The sequence below is a fragment of the Acidovorax sp. FHTAMBA genome (assembly GCF_038958875.1).
Classification (GTDB): Bacteria; Pseudomonadota; Gammaproteobacteria; order Burkholderiales; family Burkholderiaceae_C; genus Acidovorax.
In genome coordinates, this window is record NZ_CP152407.1 from 2,102,114 (window position 1) to 2,120,735 (window position 18,622).

Here is an 18,622-nt window from a genome sequence, read left to right on the forward strand (position 1 = left end):
CCCCCAAAACTTACATGGAGACATCAAGAATATGAACACTGAAATGCTCGGCCGCGCGTTCAAGACGCTGGCGACCGCTATCCTCGGCTCCTGCATCGCGTTTTCATCGCACGCCAATGGCTATCCCAACAAGCCCGTCACGCTCGTCGTGCCGTTCACTCCCGGTGGCAGCAACGACGCGCTGGCCCGCGCGGTGGGTCAGAAACTCGGCGAATACTGGAAGCAGCCGGTCATTGTCGACAACCGGCCGGGCGCTGGTGGGAATGTCGGCACGAAGCAGGCGGCGAGGGCGGCGGCGGATGGCTACACCTTGCTTGTCGTCGCCAACAATTTCGTCACCAACCCGTTTCTCTATCCGGACGGACGTGCCGGCTACGATCCCGTCAAGGAATTCGTTCCCATCACCCAGTTGGGCCGGGTGCCCTTCGTCCTGGTCGTCCACCCGGGCGTGGCAGCCAAGTCCACCCAGGAATTGATCGCCCTGGCGAAGTCCCAGCCAGGCAAGCTTTCCTATGGTTCCGCTGGCGTCGGAACCCCGCACCATCTGACGGGCGAACTCTTCAAGAGCGTGGCCGGCATTGACATGGTGCATGTTCCGTACCGGGGGGCACAGCCCGTGGTGACGGATCTGATCGGCGGGCAGATCCAGGTTCTTTTTGGCGTCGCGAATTCGGTGCTTCCGCACATCAAGACCGGTGCCTTGCGCGCGCTCGCGGTTGCAGGTGAGCAGCCCTTGTCCTACCTGCCGAACGTCCCGACCGTGGCCAGTGCCGGCTTCAATGGTTTCCGAAGCGAGGTCTGGATCGGCTTGGTCGCGCCGGCTGGCACGCCGGCCGATGTCGTGGCGAAGATCGAGGAATCGGTGGGCCGGGCGCTGCGCGATCCCAATGTCAAGGCTGCACTGGAGGCACAAGGCCTCGAACCCGCCCCGTCGAACCCAGCCGCCCTGAAAGCACTTATGCAGGAAGACATGGTGCGGTGGTCCAAGGTCATCAAGGACACGGGCGCGCGCGCTGAGTGACCAGGGCGTAAAGCACGCGAGGTAGCAGCGCAAGCGGCTTTCCCGTCATTGTCTTCCGAGGAAGTTAGGTTCACTTCTCGCACGACAATGACGTGCGCCACACGGGCTGTACGCCAATCACCGCAGCCCGTCGCGCCAACCGTCGCTCCCGGCTATGCCGCATCCGTCCATCGATGATGCATTGGCCTTTCGTCCACATGCACAGTGGCAGGTGGTTCCGTCGTGGCGGTGCGGGCCCCGTGCCAAACCAATTGCGCTGGTATCCGCTGCCGCTGACCACCGCTCACGGACTTCAGCCAAGGCATGTCGACGATGGCGGGCAATGCGTCATCCTCCGTCGCCCGCACTAATACATTGCCTGGATCACTTGTGCACCTCTCCGGCGATAAAAGTCCGTAGCCACTGGTTGGCAGGCTCCCTGTGGAAGCGTTCGTGCCAATAAAGAGCAACTTCAAAGTCTGGCAACTGTATGGGCAGGCGCACTATCTTCAAGGGGAAATGCTTGGCCAATGTCTCCGCAAGGATGGCCGGTGCCATCCATAACAGGTCTGAATCGATCAAAAAGTGCGGCGCGGAGAGGTACTGCGGGATGCGTAGCTTTATACGCCGACGGGCACCCATATCCACTAATGCTCGTTCCAGCGCAAGGTGTCCGCTACCGGAGGTTTCGACCAGTAGGTGATCGTAATCCAGCAGTTGTGACGCCCCCAGTGGACGGCTCGCTAGAGGGTGGCCCTTGCGCATCACGCACACGTAGTTCTGCTTGAGCAACGTGCGCTTGTGGATGCTGGATTCAAGTGACGGCAGGAACCCCAGTGCCAGGTCAATCTGTCCTTCCGCGAGTCCGTGCACCGTTTCGTCCAAGGGTTTGAAGACCGTGCGAATTTTGACCTCCGGCGCTTCGATGGCGAGTCTTTTGATGACCGACGGCAGGCAAATCATCTCACCGATGTCACGCGTGCGGATCACAAAGCCTCGGTTGGCCGTGAGCGGATCAAAGGTCATGCGCTTGACCTGAGTTTGTCGAATCAATGCAAGCGCGTCGAGCACCGAAGGCGATATGGCTTCGGCCATGGGAGTCGGTTGCATGCGACGGCCCACGAGGGTGAAAAGCTTGTCTTGGTAGCCGTCTCGCAGTCGCTTGAGCGAACCGCTTACAGCCGCTTGGGAGACGCCCAGCCGCGTGGCTGCGGAGGTCACGGATCGGTCTAGCCAAAGCGCCTCAAACACCAGCATCAGATTCAGATCTCTCAAGATGTTTCCTTAGTACGGTCCTGAAGTATAAGTTTCGCTGATTTCAATCTATCAATGATTCGATCTAGATTGTTCTGAGGGGGCTGCCCAGAATAGAGAAAAAGGAGACAACATTGGAGACGAACCTACCCACTGTAGGACTGGTCGGCATCGGGCAGTTGGGGCTGCCGTTGGCCTGCAACCTGCTCAAGTCCAGGTATCGGGTCATCGGATACCGCCGATCACACTCGCACGAGTTCGTCGCTGCAGGCGGCATCGCTGCGGACTCCCCAGCTTCCGTTGTGCGGCAGTCGGACGTGGTCCTGATGTGTCTGCCCAGCGAAGAAGCACAGCTGAATGTGCTCGAGGGGAAGGGCGGTGTGCTGGGTGCGCTCAAGCCCTCACAACTGGTGATTGAGTTGGGCACGTACAGCCGCGCTTTCAAGGTAGAGCAAGCGCTCCGCATTCAGGCGGCAGGCGGCCGTGTGTTGGAAGCAGAGGTTAGCGGTTCGCCTCCGATGGTGGTCCAGCGCCGTGCGGCCCTGTATCTTGGTGGCGATGCCCAAGTGGTCGAGGAATGCCAGCCGCTGCTCGATGCCATAACCCCCAATCAATTTCTTCTGGGTGAATATGGCTCGGCTGTTGCCATGAAGCTGATCGCCAACTACCTGCTCACCATCCACACGCTGGCGGCGGCGGAGGCTATGAATCTGGGCAAGCGTGCCGGTTTTGATCCGCGCAAGGTGGCTGAAGTCATCGCCCAAGGTGCGGGCGGTTCAGCCATGTTTTCTTTGCGAGCACCCATGATGGCTGAACGCCGCTTCCAACCCGCACCCGGGCCGTTCGTCACGTTGGCAAAGTACCTTGAGCTCGGCTCCCGGATGGCACAGGACCTAGGCTGTGTCACACCACTGTTTACGACAGCGATGCCCTTTTTTCAGCGTGCCATCGCGCAAGGCATGGGCGACGAAGACATCGCCGCAGTGATCAAGCTGATCGAAAGTGATTCTGAGGCCCAAGGCAAAAGCGATCAATAGGACAGTCATGCTCGTCGAACAACGTACCTATGAACTGCAGCCCGGAACGCTGCATCAGTTCCTCCACGCCTACGAAACTGAAGGCTTGGCGCTGCAGTCTGCTGCGCTGGGCAATCTGCTGGGCTATTTCACCACCGAAGTGGGTGAACTCAATTGCGTGGTCCATCTCTGGGGCTTCGATTCCTATGAAGATCGGCAGCGGCGGCGATCAGAGCTGTCGGCGAACCCTGCATGGCGTGCTTTCCTTCAGAAAGCAGGATCCGCTGTCAAAGCGCAGCGCAACCAGCTTCTCAACCCGACTTCGTTTTCCCCCATTCGCTGAGGCGTCACCATGATTCGTACCTTGCTTCACGTGGGCATGACCGTTCCAGAATTGGAGATCGGCAAGGCCTTTTATGAGCTTTTTGGCTTGCAATCGCGGGTTGTCGGCAACGACCTGGTGTTCCGCTGCGAAGGTCGGGCGCAAGATCAGATCCGGCTAATGCAAGGTGCCAAGAAGAAGCTGAGCTACACAGCGTTTGGAACCGATGCCAGCGGCATGCAGGTGCTGCTGGCCAATCTCGACCGCGCCGGCGTGAACAAAGCCCCCTCTCCGTTCGGCGAAAGCGAGGGCATCTGGTTTCAGGATCCCCATGGCGATTGGATCAACGTTCAGATCGCCGAGGCGGCACCTTCAGCGCTCCAACCTCCCGTGGAGATCAACGCGCCAGGGCACTACCGACGTATCGGCGAAAGGGCTTGCGATGTCAGCTCGCTCAAGAAGCGGGCCCGTCCACGCCGCCTTGGCCACCTCATCAAGTTCACTCCCGACGTGGAGCGTTCGGTGGCGTTCTACACCAAGGTGCTGGGCATGAAGGTTTCGGATCAAGCCCAAGGTGTCCTTGCCTTCCTGCGTGGTGCGGCTGGCGGAGATCACCACATGGTCGCCTTCGCCAAAAGCTCGCACACCGGTCTGCACCACCTGAGTTTCGAGGTTGGCGACATCGATGAAATCGAAATTGGAGCGCAAACCTTGCTGCGCGCGGGTTACCGCGATGGGTTCGGGCTTGGTCGCCATGTGGGTGGATCGAACTACTTTCACTACATCCGTGATCCCTGGAACAGCTTGGTGGAGTATTTCTGGGACATCGACGTGATCGCGGAGGATGACAACACCTGGGTTCCGATGAACGTCGCTCCCGAAGAGGTTGTTGCTGTGTGGGCGCAAACCCCGCCACCGCTGGAATTCGTGGTCAATTTCGAAGAAAGGGAGTGAGATGTCTGCCAACGACGCGCAAGCTCAACTGGCTCAAATGCTCAACAAGCCCTTGTATGTGGCATTGCGTGAGCCCAAAGACCTCAATCGGATGCATGAACTGTTGTCTGCTCACCTGGCATGGGCCGTCGGTTCAGAACGACGTGGGGAGATTTTTGCTTCGGGCCCGTTCGTCGCCGAAGGATGCCCTCCGGGAACGCAAGGCGGCATGACCATTGTCCGCGCGGGTTCATATGAGGAAGCCCATCGAATTCTGTCGTTTGATCCGTTTGTAAAGGAGGGCGTTGTGACCTTCACCTTGCGCAAATGGATCTTGATGGAGGGCGGGTTCAGTGTGACTGTGCGCTTCTCCGATCAGAGTTCTCGTCTGAGCTGACCTATCCATCCGAATGTGAGGAAGCGGCTGCCCATCAGGCTAATCCGTGAAATCGCGCCTCAAGGAATTCCTTTGAAGTACCAATTGTTTTCTTATCAGTCGGCCACGGGGCCTCAAGCCGGCATCGTAGTCAGTGGCGCGAGCTTTTCACTCGGAGGCGCCCAGATTGTCAGCGATGGGATTGATGCACCGGTCTTGACGTTGGATGCCCTACTGCAAGACTGGTCATCATCACACGTCAAGTTGAGCGCACTGGCAGAAAGAATCGCTGCGCAACCCGAGCGCTTTGCAGCGGAGCGATTGGACGCTGCGCATGTGCGCTTTCTTCCACCGTTGTTGAATCCTGGGGTGATCTATGCGGCGGGTGCGAACTACCGCGATCACGTGGAGGCGATGTCCAAAGCGACCGGCGCGAAGCTGGTCCTCGATCCCAAGTCAGAAGGGGTCGATCCTTGGCATTTTATTAAGGCGGGCCGCTCGACGCTATCGCCTCACCACGGAGAGGTTGCATTTCCTGCTCATACCCAACGCCTCGATTGGGAAGCCGAGCTGGCGGTTGTGATCGGACGACACGCTTCGCGGGTGCCGGTCGATGAAGCGCTCTCATATGTGGCGGCATACAGCTGCGCCAATGACCTCTCCGCGCGGGACAACATGATTCGCCAGACTGTTGACCCGAGCTCGCCATTTCGCTTTGACTGGATTGGCCACAAATGCTTCAACGGCTCGTGCCCTATGGGGCCTTACCTGACGCCTGCCGAGTTCGTGCCGTCTCCTGAGCGCCTGGGAATTAAGCTCTGGCTTAACGGAGTGCTTAGACAGGACTCGAACACTTCCAACCACCTCTACAGCGTCGCAGAACAGATTTCGTATCTCAGCCACCGCGTGGACCTGAACCCTGGCGACGTGTTGCTGACGGGCACACCCGCAGGGGTCGGGGCCGAGGTCGGTGAGTTCCTCAAGAAAGGCGACGAAATGCGCGTCTGGATCGAGGGTTTGGGTGACCTAGACACCCGGTTGGTGTAAGCAACTATCAGGAGCCACAATGATTCCTCGCCGCACCTTTCTCTCAGCCGCAGTTGCCAGTTTCGTCCTGCCCCTGATCTTTGACCGATCGGCACACGCACAAGCCAGCAACAAGCTGGCGCATATGGTGGTGCCATTTCCCGCTGGCGGAGGCACCGACGCCGTGGCTCGCCTGACGGTCGACAAGATACGCCACGAATACCCGGCCGGGCTGGTGGTCGACAACCGCGCTGGCGCCTCCGGCCGTCTGGGCGCCGAGTTTGTGCGGAACACCGAGCCTGACGGCTTGAACATGCTGTTCACACCGGACTTCGTGATGACCATCTTCCCGCACAGTTTCCGCAAGCTGGGCTATAACCCTCTGCAGGATTTCGCTCCGGTCGCGCTGTGCTCCAAGACCGGCTATGCGCTTGCCGCCGGTCCAGGTCTGCCCGCCAGCGTGACCAACGTCCAGCAGTTCGTCTCTTGGTGCAAGGCCAATCCGACCCGAGCCTCTTTCGCCTCCACTTCTGCGGGTGCTGCGTCCCACTTCGCCGGCCTGATGTTGTCCAAGGCCATCGGCGTGGACCTGCTGCATGTGCCCTACAAGGGCGGAGCTCCCGCCCTGCAAGACTTGATGGCAGGCCAGATCCCCGTCAGCATTAACCCCATCGGCGAGGTCTTGCCCCAGCTCAAGAGTGGACGCGTGCGCGTGCTCGCAACCACCGGCACGCAACGCAGTCGTTTCCTGCCCGAGGTGCCGACGCTGTTCGAAGCGGGCTTGCGCGACATGGTCGTCGAATCCTGGCTGGGCGTCTTCATGCCGGGCAAGACCCCACCTGAGACCGTCGCCAAGGCGTCCACCTGGATCAACGCAGCATTGCAGACACCCGAATTGCGAGAAGGCTATGCAGGCATCGCCATGGAGACCGTGCAAAGTACCCCGGCTAGTTTCACCACCACCATCAAGGCCGACATCGAACGCTGGGGACCCATCGTCAAGGCTTCTGGATTCACCGCGGAGGAATGACCCCAGCACCGCCGTGTACGTCCCCCAGGACACACAAGGCGAACGGCGGCGAGTCAACCCAATCAGCCATCAAGCCCTGCCCGGGGCCGGACAACTGAAGTTTGAAACAATCGAGAGATACCAGGAGAAATTCTTGATTAAGACGACCATGAAAATGGCAATGGCCATCCTCGGTGCGGTGGCAATGGGTCACGCCAGTGCAGATGTGAAGATTGGATTCCTGGCCACATTATCTGGCCCCTCGGCTGAAAATGGCATCGACCAGCTGGACGGGTTCAATCTGGCGGTTGAGCAACTGGGAGGCTTGTTAGGGGGGGAAAAGGTAATCGTAGTAAAGGAAGACGATCAGCTAAAACCTGAAATCGCTATTGCTTCCGTCACCAAGCTGCTGGATCGTGACAAAGTGGATGTGGTCACCGGCCTGACATTTGCCAATATCTTCATGGCTTTGCAAGGAAAGATCGGCGCCACGGATGTGCCATTTATCGGATCGGTTGCCGGACCTTCTCCAACCGCTGGCGCGCAGTGCAAGCCGAATCTCTTCGTGACTTCCTGGCAAAGCGACGGCCCTGCCGAAGCAATGGGCAAGTACATGGAAGACAAGGGGCTAAAACGCATCTCGACGTTTACGCCAAACTTCGTGGGAGGTAAGGACAAGATTGCCGGTCTCAAGCGCTTTTATAAAGGACAGATCTCCGACGAGATGTACACCCCATTGAACCAGTTGGACTTCTCGGCTGAGTTGACTCAGGTCAGCGCAAACAAGCCTGACGCCATTTTCGCGTTCTATGTCGGTGGGCTTGCGCCCAGCTTTGTGCGGCAGTACCAGCAAATGGGGTTGCTTGGAAAGGTGCCACTCTACACAACGAACACCTTGGAAGGCGCGGCGATCGATGTTATGGGTTCTGCTGCGAACGGCCTTCTGGTGGCCGACGCCTGGACGCCTGGCATGAACAACCCGCAGTCGAAGCAGTTCGTCGCCGCATACGAGAAAAAATACGGTCGCATGCCGTCATCCTTTGCGGCGTACAGCTATGACACGGGAATGCTTCTGGACGCAGCGATTCGCTCTGCCAATGGCAAGGTTGACAACCGCAAGGCGTTTGCCAAGGCCATTGCGACGGCGCAGTTCAAGTCAGTTCGCGGTGATTTCCGGTTTGGCAAGAACAACTACCCCGTGCAGGATTACCACGTCTTTCAGATTTGGAAAGAAGGTAATAGGCAGCGCACGGAGTTCAAGTTGGTGGCGGAGGGGATACTCAAGGGCCACGCAGATGCATTTGCGCCTCAGTGCCCCTTGAAGTAGTCCTTGTTGACCATCAGCGGCGTGAGCGACTTCTTCGGGTTGAGTTTGTCTGGGTTGGTGCGGGTCTACTACGTCGTGTCGCCTTCGCTCGTTGGGCTCAACCTGGCGGTTGGCAACATGCGGCAGTCGTTCTTCGAAATGGCCATGCACGGAGCTTGGCTGGTCGCCTCGATTGACTTGGTATTGCACCCACCAGATTGTGGCCTATGCGCTGCCTGCCATGGTCTGTGGGCCGGCGGGTCTGCTGTTCGCTAGCCTCAATCCATACGCCTCACCCAGAAGTATGGCCTGGATGATGTCAGATGAGTTGATTGTGATGGTTATACAGGGTGGCAGCGGCACCAATGGCGCGGGTAGGGCGACGCTGAGCAGTCAGCATTCGGGCGAGCTACGCGCTCGGACGCTTCGTACTGTTTGAGAGGCAGGACTCAGAGGCTCGGCGCGCACTAAAAAGCGCAACTTCTTGGGTGCAGATTGCTTTCGCGCGCCGCAGGTTAACGGGATTCGACTGGGCTATATCCGCATCTACGCAGCCATGGACTTCAGACTACTACGCTACTTCGTTGCTGTCGCGGAGGAATTGCATCTTGGACGCGCGGCCGAGCGCTTGGGCATCGAGCAGTCGCCCGTGTCACGTGCCATGCGCGATCTTGAGGGTTCGTTGGGTGTGCAGTTGTTCGATCGCAGCACCCGCCAGACGCGGCTGACTTGGGCCGGCCAAGTATTCCTGGGCGAATGCCGCCGCGTGCTGGCGACAGTGGAGCAGGCAGTCAAGAGCGCGAAAGCAGCGGCGCAGGGCTACCAAGGGTATCTACGCATCGGCATCTGTGACAGCCTAGCGCAGCCGCGTATCGCATCTTTGCTCGCGCGCAGCCGCGAGGACGAGCCTGAGCTGGAGATTCGCGTCTTCGAGATGCCCTTCGCACAACAGCTCAAGGGCTTGCACAACGACCTGTTGGACATCGGCTTTGCGCTCTCGAATGCGGTCAACGACGGGCTGCTCGCCGAAGCGGTGTGGACTGATCCCTTGTCGGTGATCGTGCCGGCGCGCCACCCGTTGCTGGCCCATGGCCACGTCAAGCTGGACGATGCGCTTAAGTTCCCGCTGGTGCTGTGTCATCCTGAAGCGGCCTCCGGCTGTTACCATCAGATCCAGTCCGCGCTCGAAGGCGCGTCCGTCGCGCTCAAGGTGGTCGACCACGTGACCAGTTTGGGTGTGATGCTGACCTTGGTCGGAGCGGGCTATGGCATCGGCTTCGCCATCGCCTCGCAGGTGCAGGCATTGCAGCGGGCGGACATCGCTGTCCGCCCGCTGGTTGGCGTGCCGCCCACACTAACCACCTACCTGCTGCGTCGGCAAGGCGACCCCACGGAGCCAGTGAAGCGCTTCATGGAGCGGATAGCAGCTATGGCTGCACGCACGGGGCCGTGAGTTGTTGTAGGTGGCCTTGGGCGTTAGCTGGGCAGGTCCTCTCTCTGCTTTGGAGGGATGGGGTAAGCAGACATTGGTGGCGCTTCTTGGTTTGGTGTAGAATCAAAGACTTGGCACCGGTGGCCAACCTTTTTGAAGTAGTACATAATTTAGTACATCGACGGCGCCGGACAAGAAAAAAGTCCAGTGTTGTCAAGGAGTTAGAGCGGGGATTCAGGTCTCTTTTCCCGCTCCAAATTTCCAGAAAAAGGGAAGCAGTTGCTTCCCTTTTTCGTCAGAGAAGTGTGGATTGCTGGCGCGGTAGCAAAGCGGTTATGCCCCGGATTGCAAATCCGGTTAGTCCGGTTCGACTCCGGACCGCGCCTCCAGATACGGTTTGCCTTCTGACTTTTGAAGATCCTTGCGGATCGTCGCGGCCAGGAAGCTGTTGAAGAAAAGTTGGTGATTTTTTGGTCTGCAATCGGATAGAGCGAAAAATATCGATATAATGAGAGGCTAGCTGATCGGTGCTGCTGAAAGCAACATAGTCAGTTGGCAAATGCGGGAATAGCTCAGTTGGTAGAGCGCAACCTTGCCAAGGTTGAGGTCGAGAGTTCGAGACTCTTTTCCCGCTCCAAATATGTAAGGGAAGCTTCGGCTTCCCTTTTTTCTTGGTGTTGCGAGGCAAGTGGCCCGGCAGGGCGGCAGCCCTGTGACGAGAGATGCGACAGGGCATTGCGCGCATGCGCTGCCCGGGTTACGCTGCGACGCAGGTGTGCGCTCAGCAGCCGGCGCCCCGATGGTGAAATTGGTAGACACTGCGGACTTAAAATCCGCCGCTTTCCTGAAAAGGGGCGTGCCGGTTCGACCCCGGCTCGGGGCACCACGAAGATTCAATCATGTCAAGTTACAACGCTCCCTTCGAAATCCACGTCCACGGACAAGTCCAGTTGCGCGCTGATGCGAGCTTCGACCAGCTCCAGGAGGCGCTCAAACCCTTGTGGAAGTACGCGGGAGCCCGTTCGCTGGCCGATGGCGCGGCCAGTGCTTACGAAGAAGAGCCGGGCATCAAGTTCGACGCCCAGGAACACCTGTTGCAGATGTGCTGGACGGTCCGCGGTGATGAGGACTTTCGCCAGGTGCTGGATGAAATGTGCATGAGCCTCAACGAGCTGGCCGAGCACGGTGCTGCCATCGAGGTCACGTTCTACGACGCCGATTTCGATGAAGACGAGGAAGAGCAGGGCGCGGAGTCGCGTGACGACTTCCTCATGCTCTTTGTGGGCCCGACGCCCGCGGCCATCATGCAGGTGCAGCGTGATCTCCTGGTGCAGGACGTTGTGAACATGATGGAGCGTCACTTCGATGGCGCCGAACTGGGCGGTGTGGTGGCCGAGATCGACAAGCTTTTCAGCCTGCGATTTGACGCGCTGGTGAACTCGCTGGAGATCGGCAAGCCGCCGCGCGGTCCTGGAGGGGGCTCCTCCGGGAGCGGCCATGGTGGTGGAGGCGGCCGCCGTCCGCGCCACCTGCACTGATTCCTTGAGCCGACGTGCAGGTGCGCCCGAGCGGGTTTCCGCGTGCCCTGCGTGCGCCTCAGTGAAGTTTTTGAGCACCACACCGGCAATGACCGCGTGCCTGCGCACTGGCGTCCGGCCTCACCTGGGCCGTGCTCGGTGCTCTATCAGCCCCGACACCGTTTGCCATGACCTCTGACCTGCCCTATCTGCGCTCCTATCCTGCCGCTTTGCAGGAACAGGCGCGTGATCTGCTGGCGCAGGGGCGGCTCGGGGTCATGCTGCAGCGCAAGTACCCCCAGGCCCACGCTGTGCGCAGTGACAAGGCGCTGTATGACTACGCGCAGGAACTCAAGGCGCGTTACCTGCGCAATGCGGGCACGGTCAACAAGGTCCTTTTTGACAACAAGATCCACGTGGTGCGCCATGCCTTGGGGTTGCACACGACGGTCTCGCGCGTGCAGGGCAACCGGCTGGCGGCCAAGCATGAGATCCGGATCGCCTCGATGTTCAAGCAGGCGCCGGAAGAATTTCTGCGCATGATTGTGGTCCACGAGCTGGCCCATCTGCGCGAGAAGGACCACGGCAAGGCCTTTTACCAGCTGTGCGCGCACATGGAGCCGCAGTACCACCAATACGAGTTCGACCTGCGCCTGTACCTCACCCATGTGGAGCATGCCGGCGAGCGGCTGTGGAACGCGGCTCCAGATTCAGGGTCGGCCTGAGCAATCGTATTGAATACTACGATTTTTATAGCTGCTCGCGCTTTCTGGTAAAGCGCTGGAGCCTTAAAAGATGGCTCTCTTCCGTTTCGGGTGGAACGCTACAGTTCAAATAAATCCCTTGACACCCGTTAAACAGGAGCCATCCCGATGCAAGAAGCACTGTTTTGTCAGGCATTGGGGCTGGCCGCCCCCTGGGCGGTAGAGCGAGTTGCACTGGACTTGGAGCGCAGCCGTATCGACCTGTACGTGGTCTGGCAATCAGGCCATGCAACCTGCCCCGTTTGCGAAGCTGCCCAGCAGAAGCTGCATGACCACCGCCAGCGCAGCTGGCGACATCTGGATTTCTTTCAGTTTGAAGCCTACGTGCACTGCGCGCTGCCTCGGGTGTCGTGTAGCGCCTGCGGATCTACTGCCCAGCTGAACGTGCCCTGGGCGCGAGAGGGCAGCCGCTTTACGCTCATGTTCGAGGCCTTGGCCCTCACGCTGGCCCGCGAGATGCCGGTGGCCGCGTGTGGGCGCATTCTGCGCTGCGCGGACAACGCCTTGTGGCGCCAGATCGATGCCCATGTCAGCTTGGCACGGGCCAAGGAGAGCTATGCGGATGTGGCGGTCATTGGCATCGATGAGACCAGCTGCGCCAAAGGCCACAGCTACATCACCCTGGTGCACGACCTGCAGCGGGCGCGCCTGATCTACGCCACGCCCGGCAAGGATGCCAGCACGGTGCAAAGGTTTACCGAGGACTTCAAGAGCCACCAAGGTCAGACGCAGGCCATCCAGGTGGTGTGCATGGACATGTCCAAGGCCTTCATCGCAGGTGTTGGCCAGCACTTGCCCCAGGCGGCCATTGCCTTCGACGGATTCCATGTGGTGCAGATGGCCAACCGGGCAGTGGACGCTGTGCGGCGCGAAGAGGCCAGGGGCGAGCGCTGGCTCAAGAAGACCCGCTGGTGCTGGCTCAAAGACAAAGCCAGGTGGTCGGACAAAGAGCAGGCCAAGATGGATTGGCTGCCCCACACCCGATTGAAGACCGCCAGGGCGTGGCGGATGAAGGAAGGGCTGCGCGATATCTACAGGGATTCACACGCAGATGCAGCTCGCAGTGCGCAGGCCCTCAAGAAATGGCTGCACTGGGCGCAACGCAGCCGCCTGCAGCCATTCAAGGAATTGGCCAAGACAATCAAGCAACACTGGGCGGGAATACTCAAAGCGTTTGATGCCTCCCATCTGCATACTGGCTATGTGGAGGCGGTGAACTCGCTACTGCAAGCGAGCAAGGCCAAGGCGCGTGGCTATGCAACCACCGAGCACTTCGTAGCCATGGCGTTCCTGATCGCTGGCAAGCTCACTCACTTGCCGGGCAATCCTTTGCAAAAGGCAAGGGCCTGACCATGGTCCCGGTGGGGGATGTGGGGTTCCACCCGAAACGGAAGAGAGCCTAAAAGATGCCTGATCAGGGCACGGATACGGTCTCACAACAGTCTGCGGGCAGACCGAGCCAGCGCTGCGCAGCGGCCTGAAGCATGGCCACCGGCCCGGTCGTCAGCAGGCGGGTGTGCGGGGCCTCCTTGGCCTGATCGCCATTGGGCGCGGCCAGCAGGCCTGCCGTCTCCAGCAGGCGCCGCGTTTGCCGTGCCACGGGTTCACCGGTCTCGATGAACTGCACCTCGGGGCCTGCCAGCGCCCGCAGCTCGTGCGCCACAAAGATGTAGTGGGTGCACCCCAGCACCAGCGTGTCGATCTGCCCGGGTGCTGTGCCGAAATCGCCCATCGCCCCGATGTAGCGTGCGCACAGGGCGCCTGTTTCCGTAGCGCCCACCGGGGTGCCGGGCGAGGGTTCGGGTTGCGCCACGCTGCGCTCGATGGCGTGCGCCAGGCCATCACAGGGCTGCACCACAAACTCCGCCTGGCCGGCCAGCGAGCCCAGCAGCTTGTCGAACTTGGCGCTGGTGAGCGTGCCTCGCGTTCCGATGACTCCCACGCGCCCCGTGCGGGTCACCGCCAGGGCGGGCTTGATGGCGGGCTCCAGGCCGACCAAGGGCAGGGCGGGGTAGCGGCTGCGCACCTCATGGATGGCTGCGGCCGTGGCGGTGTTGCAGGCCACCACCAGAGCCTTGATGTGGTGCTGCTCGAGCAAATACTGTGTGATGGCGTGGGTGCGGGCACCCACATAGGCGTCGCCGCGCTCGCCGTACGGCGCGTGGGCACTGTCGGCCAGGTACACAAAACGCTCATGGGGCAGTGCGGCACGCAGGGCGCGCAGCACGCTCAGGCCGCCCACGCCGCTGTCAAATACGCCGATGGGAAGTTGCCGTGCCTCGGACATGGATGTTGTCAAACCGGACTGGGAGAGAAGTCGGGAGGGAACCCGGGCGGAAGGGGCAGGCGCCAGCGCGCTCCCCAACCGCTCGGGCCGGCATTGGCAGGATCAGGCCGCGGCGACGCCGATGCCCTTGAATTCGCCCGTGGCGATGCGCTTTTGCCATTCGGCGGGCCCGGTGATGTGGGCGCTGGTGCCACCGGCGTCCACGGCCACGGTCACGGGCATGTCCACCACGTCGAACTCGTAGATCGCTTCCATGCCCAGGTCCTCAAAGCCGACGACCTTGGCGGTCTTGATGGCCTTGCTCACCAGGTAGGCAGCGCCGCCCACGGCCATCAGGTAGGCGCTCTTATGGTTCTTGATGGACTCAATCGCAACCGGGCCGCGCTCGGCCTTGCCGATCATGGCGATCAGGCCGGTCTGCTCCAGCATCATCTCGGTGAAGCCGTCCATGCGTGTGGCGGTGGTGGGGCCAGCAGGGCCCACGGCCTCGCCCTTCACGGGGTCCACAGGGCCCACGTAGTAGATGACGCGGTTGGTGAAGTCCACAGGCAGCTTCTCGCCCTTGGCCAGCATGTCCTGAATGCGCTTGTGCGCGGCGTCGCGGCCGGTCAGCATCTTGCCGTTGAGCAGCAGCGTGTCGCCGGGCTTCCAGCTGGCGACTTCTTCCTTGGTCAGCGTGTCGAGGTTGACCTTCTTGCTCTTGTTGTAGTCGGGCGCCCAGTCCACGTTGGGCCACAGGTCCAGGCTCGGGGGCGTGAGGTACACGGGGCCCGAGCCGTCCATCACGAAGTGCGCGTGGCGTGTGGCGGCGCAGTTGGGGATCATCGCAATCGGCTTGCTGGCCGCGTGTGTGGGGTACATCTTGATCTTGACGTCCAGCACCGTGGTCAGGCCGCCCAGGCCCTGTGCACCGATGCCCAGGGCGTTGACCTTTTCAAACAGCTCCAGGCGCAGCTTTTCGACATTGTCGAGTTCGGCCCCGCTGGCTTGCTTGGCCTGCAGTTCGTACATGTCCAGGTCGTCCATCAGGCTTTCCTTGGCCATCAGCACCGCCTTTTCGGCCGTGCCGCCAATGCCGATGCCCAGCATGCCGGGCGGGCACCAGCCCGCGCCCATGGTGGGCACGGTCTTGAGCACCCAGTCCACCACGTTGTCGCCGGGGTTGAGCATGTACATCTTGGACTTGTTCTCCGAGCCGCCGCCCTTGGCTGCCACAGTGATGTCCACGGTGTTGCCGGGCACGATCTCGGTGAAGATCACGGCGGGGGTGTTGTCCTTGGTGTTCTTACGGGCGAACTGCGGGTCGGCCACGACCGAGGCGCGCAGGGTGTTGTCGGGGTGGTTGTAGCCACGGCGCACGCCTTCGTTGATGGCGTCGTCCAGGCTGCCGGTAAAACCTTCCCAGCGCACGTCCATGCCCACTTTCAGGAAGACGTTGACGATGCCGGTGTCCTGGCAGATGGGGCGCTGGCCGGTGGCGCTCATCTTGCTGTTGGTGAGGATCTGGGCGATCGCATCCTTGGCCGCCGGGCTTTTTTCGCGCTCGTAGGCGCGGGCCAGGTGGGCGATGTAGTCGGTGGGGTGGTAGTAGCTGATGTACTGCAGTGCGCCGGCAATGGATTCGATCAGGTCTTCTTGGCGAATGGTCGTCGTGGTCATGGCGGTGGGGTTTTAAGGGAAAACGCGAACCCCTAATTATCCCTTGCCGGGCTTGCGCGGGCCTGTCGGGGGAGAAGAGGGGTGGTAGGGCGCCGTGGCCTGGGGTGGGTATGCTGCGGTCTGGTGTTTCGTTCCACTCCCATTCGCTCGCTGAGCGGCAAGGCCCACCCGTGAAGACTTCCACACCCGCCCCACCCGCAGTCCGCATCGAAAAAGATACCTTCGGCCCCATCGAAGTGCCAGCCGAACGATTGTGGGGGGCACAGACGCAGCGCTCGCTGCACCACTTTGCTATCTCGGGCGAGCATATGGCGCCCGAGCTGATCCGCGCGCTGGCCCAGGTCAAGCGGGCCAGCGCCTATGTGAACAACGCGCTGGGCCTGCTCGATGCGGCCAAGACCACGGCCATCGTGGCGGCGGCAGACGAGGTGATCGAAGGTGGTCACCTGCAGGAGTTCCCGCTGGTGGTGTGGCAGACCGGTTCGGGCACGCAGACCAACATGAACATGAATGAGGTGCTGGCCAACCGCGCGAGCGAGCTGCTGGGTGGCCCGCGCGGCGAGGCGCGCTTGGTGCACCCCAACGACGAGGTGAACCGGAGCCAGTCGAGCAACGATGTGTTCCCCACCGCCATGCACCTGGCGGCGGTGGACGCGCTGATGCACCGCCTGCTGCCCGCGCTGCACGGCCTGCGCACCACGCTGGCGGCCAAGGCCGAGGCCTTTGCCGGCATCGTGAAGATTGGCCGCACGCACCTGCAGGACGCCACGCCGCTGACCTTGGGCCAGGAGATCTCGGGCTGGGTGGCGCAGCTGCAGCATGGCGAGCGGCATGTGCGCGCCGCGCTGCCGCACCTGTGCGAACTGGCCCTGGGCGGCACGGCCGTGGGCACCGGGCTCAACGCCCCCGCCGGTTATGCCCAGGCGGTAGCGAAAGAACTGGCCGACCTCACCGGCCTGCCGCTGGTCACCGCCCCCAACAAGTTCGAGGCGCTGGCCAGCTGCGATGCGCTGGTGCATGCCCATGGTGCGCTCAAGACGCTGGCGGCCAGCCTGATGAAGATTGCGAACGATGTGCGCTGGCTGGCCAGCGGCCCGCGCAGCGGGCTGGGCGAGATCACCATCCCCGAGAACGAGCCGGGCTCGTCCATCATGCCGGGCAAGGTCAACCCCACACAGTGCGAGGCGCTGACCATGCTATGCGCGCAGGTGCTGGGCAACGACGTGGCCATCAACATCGGCGGGGCCTCGGGCAACTTCGAGCTGAACGTGTTCCGCCCGATGGTGATCCATAACTTTCTGCAAAGCGTGCGCCTGTTGGCCGATGGCATGGCCAGCTTCAACGAGCACTGCGCCGTGGGCATCGAGCCCAATCAGGCGCGCATCAACCACCTGGTGGAGCAGTCGCTGATGCTGGTAACGGCGCTGAACCCCCACATTGGCTACGACAAGGCGGCCTTCATTGCCAAGAAGGCGCACAAGGAAGGCACCAGCCTGCGCGCAGCGGCCATCGCCTCGGGACATGTCACGGCGGAGCAATTTGACCAGTGGGTGGTGCCGGGCCAGATGGTGGGGCCTTGACCTGCCCCTGTGCCGTTGCCACGATCTGGCAAGGCAGAGATTTTGATGAGGCGGATTCAAGTACGAAGTGCAACGCAAGTAAACCGAGTTGGGCCAAGAGTGCATAGGATGCATTTTTGTGACCAGCCAGTCCCAAACGTTGCACCATGACCTATACCCACTTGACCCGAGAAGAACGATACCAAATCCACGCACTGCGTCGTCAAAACATAAGCTTGGCAGTGATAGCCGCACAGCTCAATCGAAGCCGCTCGACCATCACCCGCGAGCTCAATCGCAACGCTGGAGCCCAAGGCTACAAACCCGCCCGCGCTCATGAGCGAGCCCGTGCCCGCCAAAGGGCACGGCGCAATGCACGCCAGTTCAATGCGCAGCAGTGGAGCCAGGTGCACCGCTATCTGCGCCTTGAGCTCTCTCCCGAGCAGGTCAGCGGACGGCTGCGGCTGGAGGGCGTGCTGACCATCAGCCACGAATGCATCTACCAGCACATCTATGACGACAAACGCAAAGGCGGTGAGCTGATCAAACACCTGCGCTGCCAGAAGGTGCGACGCAAGCGCTACGGCAGCGGACAAGAGCGGCGCGGCACACTCAAAGATCGGCTCTGCATAGAGCAGCGCCCCGCCATCGTTGACGCACGCAGCCGCATAGGTGACTGGGAGGGTGACACCGTGGTCGGCAAGGGCCACCAAGGGGTACTGGTGACCTTGGTGGAGCGCAAGTCCCGCTACACACTGGCGCAGCAACTGGACTCGCGCCACAGCGCAGGGGTGACCGAGGCTGTGATCGCACTGCTGCGACCTCACAAACACCTGTGCGAAACGATCACGTTCGACAATGGCAAGGAGTTTGCTGAGCATGCATTCATCGCCGCCAGTCTGGGGGCGGATGTGTACTTCGCGCATCCCTACCACTCATGGGAGCGTGGGCTCAACGAGAACACCAATGGCCTGTTACGCCAGTATTTCCCCAAGTGCACCAACCTGCGCCGGGTCTCGCAGCACGAAGTTGACGATGCGCTCTACCGGCTCAACCACCGACCCCGCAAGTGCCTCAACTACCGCACTCCCCACGAGGTGTTCATGGGCTTGAAGATTCGTCCGTTACACTGAAATTCGGTGCACTTTGTAGTTGAATCTGC

17 protein-coding genes and 3 tRNA genes are annotated in these 18,622 nt (G+C 61.0%); 17 read left to right on the forward strand and 3 right to left on the reverse strand.

Annotation, left to right across the window (positions count from 1 at the left end; genetic code table 11):
- Nucleotides 1-31: 31 nt before the first annotated feature.
- The gene (locus tag AAFF19_RS09880) at nucleotides 32-1,021 is read left to right on the forward strand and encodes a tripartite tricarboxylate transporter substrate binding protein (protein WP_038201683.1); all 990 of its coding nucleotides are present in this window, start codon (nucleotides 32-34) and stop codon (nucleotides 1,019-1,021) included.
- Between the two features lie 363 nt (nucleotides 1,022-1,384).
- Here AAFF19_RS09880 and AAFF19_RS09885 read toward each other — a convergent pair whose 3' ends face one another.
- Nucleotides 1,385-2,275, reverse strand: coding sequence for a LysR family transcriptional regulator (locus AAFF19_RS09885; RefSeq protein ID WP_060984521.1), 891 nt, complete (start codon nucleotides 2,273-2,275; stop codon nucleotides 1,385-1,387).
- A gap of 113 nt (nucleotides 2,276-2,388) precedes the next feature.
- Between AAFF19_RS09885 and AAFF19_RS09890 the strand changes: the two genes are divergently transcribed.
- The 14 genes from AAFF19_RS09890 (at nucleotide 2,389) to AAFF19_RS09955 (ending at nucleotide 13,305) form a co-directional block, all read left to right on the forward strand.
- Nucleotides 2,389-3,291: an NAD(P)-dependent oxidoreductase gene (locus AAFF19_RS09890; RefSeq protein WP_038201698.1), complete on the forward strand. Its 903-nt coding sequence runs from the start codon at nucleotides 2,389-2,391 to the stop codon at nucleotides 3,289-3,291.
- Between the two features lie 7 nt (nucleotides 3,292-3,298).
- Nucleotides 3,299-3,613, forward strand: a complete 315-nt coding sequence (locus AAFF19_RS09895) for an NIPSNAP family protein (protein ID WP_060984522.1) — start codon at nucleotides 3,299-3,301, stop codon at nucleotides 3,611-3,613.
- 9 nt (nucleotides 3,614-3,622) lie between these two features.
- The gene (locus AAFF19_RS09900) at nucleotides 3,623-4,546 is read left to right on the forward strand and encodes a VOC family protein (RefSeq protein WP_038201701.1); all 924 of its coding nucleotides are present in this window, start codon (nucleotides 3,623-3,625) and stop codon (nucleotides 4,544-4,546) included.
- Nucleotide 4,547: 1 nt separating this feature from the next.
- Nucleotides 4,548-4,922: a YciI family protein gene (locus AAFF19_RS09905; protein WP_060984523.1), complete on the forward strand. Its 375-nt coding sequence runs from the start codon at nucleotides 4,548-4,550 to the stop codon at nucleotides 4,920-4,922.
- A gap of 72 nt (nucleotides 4,923-4,994) precedes the next feature.
- The gene (locus AAFF19_RS09910) at nucleotides 4,995-5,948 is read left to right on the forward strand and encodes a fumarylacetoacetate hydrolase family protein (RefSeq protein WP_038201704.1); all 954 of its coding nucleotides are present in this window, start codon (nucleotides 4,995-4,997) and stop codon (nucleotides 5,946-5,948) included.
- Between the two features lie 19 nt (nucleotides 5,949-5,967).
- Nucleotides 5,968-6,957 (forward strand): tripartite tricarboxylate transporter substrate-binding protein, encoded by a 990-nt coding sequence (locus tag AAFF19_RS09915; protein ID WP_038201707.1) that lies wholly within the window; start codon nucleotides 5,968-5,970, stop codon nucleotides 6,955-6,957.
- A 133-nt stretch (nucleotides 6,958-7,090) separates the two neighbouring features.
- Entirely contained in the window at nucleotides 7,091-8,263 is a 1,173-nt protein-coding gene (locus tag AAFF19_RS09920) for an ABC transporter substrate-binding protein (protein ID WP_245610636.1), read from the forward strand.
- A gap of 535 nt (nucleotides 8,264-8,798) precedes the next feature.
- Nucleotides 8,799-9,695: a LysR family transcriptional regulator gene (locus AAFF19_RS09925; protein WP_038201712.1), complete on the forward strand. Its 897-nt coding sequence runs from the start codon at nucleotides 8,799-8,801 to the stop codon at nucleotides 9,693-9,695.
- A 294-nt stretch (nucleotides 9,696-9,989) separates the two neighbouring features.
- Nucleotides 9,990-10,063 (forward strand) — tRNA-Cys (locus AAFF19_RS09930).
- 172 nt (nucleotides 10,064-10,235) lie between these two features.
- Nucleotides 10,236-10,311, forward strand: a tRNA-Gly gene (locus AAFF19_RS09935).
- A gap of 156 nt (nucleotides 10,312-10,467) precedes the next feature.
- A tRNA-Leu gene (locus AAFF19_RS09940) sits at nucleotides 10,468-10,560 on the forward strand.
- A 13-nt stretch (nucleotides 10,561-10,573) separates the two neighbouring features.
- Nucleotides 10,574-11,212 (forward strand): DUF6806 family protein, encoded by a 639-nt coding sequence (locus tag AAFF19_RS09945; RefSeq protein WP_034695104.1) that lies wholly within the window; start codon nucleotides 10,574-10,576, stop codon nucleotides 11,210-11,212.
- A gap of 167 nt (nucleotides 11,213-11,379) precedes the next feature.
- The gene (locus AAFF19_RS09950) at nucleotides 11,380-11,916 is read left to right on the forward strand and encodes a M48 family metallopeptidase (RefSeq protein ID WP_342721729.1); all 537 of its coding nucleotides are present in this window, start codon (nucleotides 11,380-11,382) and stop codon (nucleotides 11,914-11,916) included.
- A 147-nt stretch (nucleotides 11,917-12,063) separates the two neighbouring features.
- A complete protein-coding gene (locus tag AAFF19_RS09955; RefSeq protein ID WP_342721730.1) occupies nucleotides 12,064-13,305 on the forward strand; it encodes an ISL3 family transposase in 1,242 nt (413 codons plus the stop codon).
- A 64-nt stretch (nucleotides 13,306-13,369) separates the two neighbouring features.
- On the opposite strand, the gene AAFF19_RS09960 is transcribed toward AAFF19_RS09955, so the two are convergent.
- Nucleotides 13,370-14,242 carry a glutamate racemase gene (locus tag AAFF19_RS09960; protein ID WP_342721731.1) on the reverse strand — a complete coding sequence of 291 codons (873 nt, stop codon included), beginning with the start codon at nucleotides 14,240-14,242 and terminating at the stop codon, nucleotides 13,370-13,372.
- Between the two features lie 102 nt (nucleotides 14,243-14,344).
- On the reverse strand, nucleotides 14,345-15,901 hold the full coding sequence (locus tag AAFF19_RS09965; protein WP_342721732.1) for a fumarate hydratase: 1,557 nt from the start codon (nucleotides 15,899-15,901) through the stop codon (nucleotides 14,345-14,347).
- Nucleotides 15,902-16,071: 170 nt separating this feature from the next.
- Between AAFF19_RS09965 and fumC the strand changes: the two genes are divergently transcribed.
- Together fumC and AAFF19_RS09975 are read left to right on the forward strand one after the other, a co-directional pair.
- Nucleotides 16,072-17,481, forward strand: coding sequence for a class II fumarate hydratase (gene fumC / locus AAFF19_RS09970; protein WP_342721733.1), 1,410 nt, complete (start codon nucleotides 16,072-16,074; stop codon nucleotides 17,479-17,481).
- A 146-nt stretch (nucleotides 17,482-17,627) separates the two neighbouring features.
- Nucleotides 17,628-18,593, forward strand: coding sequence for an IS30 family transposase (locus tag AAFF19_RS09975; RefSeq protein ID WP_342721581.1), 966 nt, complete (start codon nucleotides 17,628-17,630; stop codon nucleotides 18,591-18,593).
- Nucleotides 18,594-18,622: the final 29 nt, after the last annotated feature.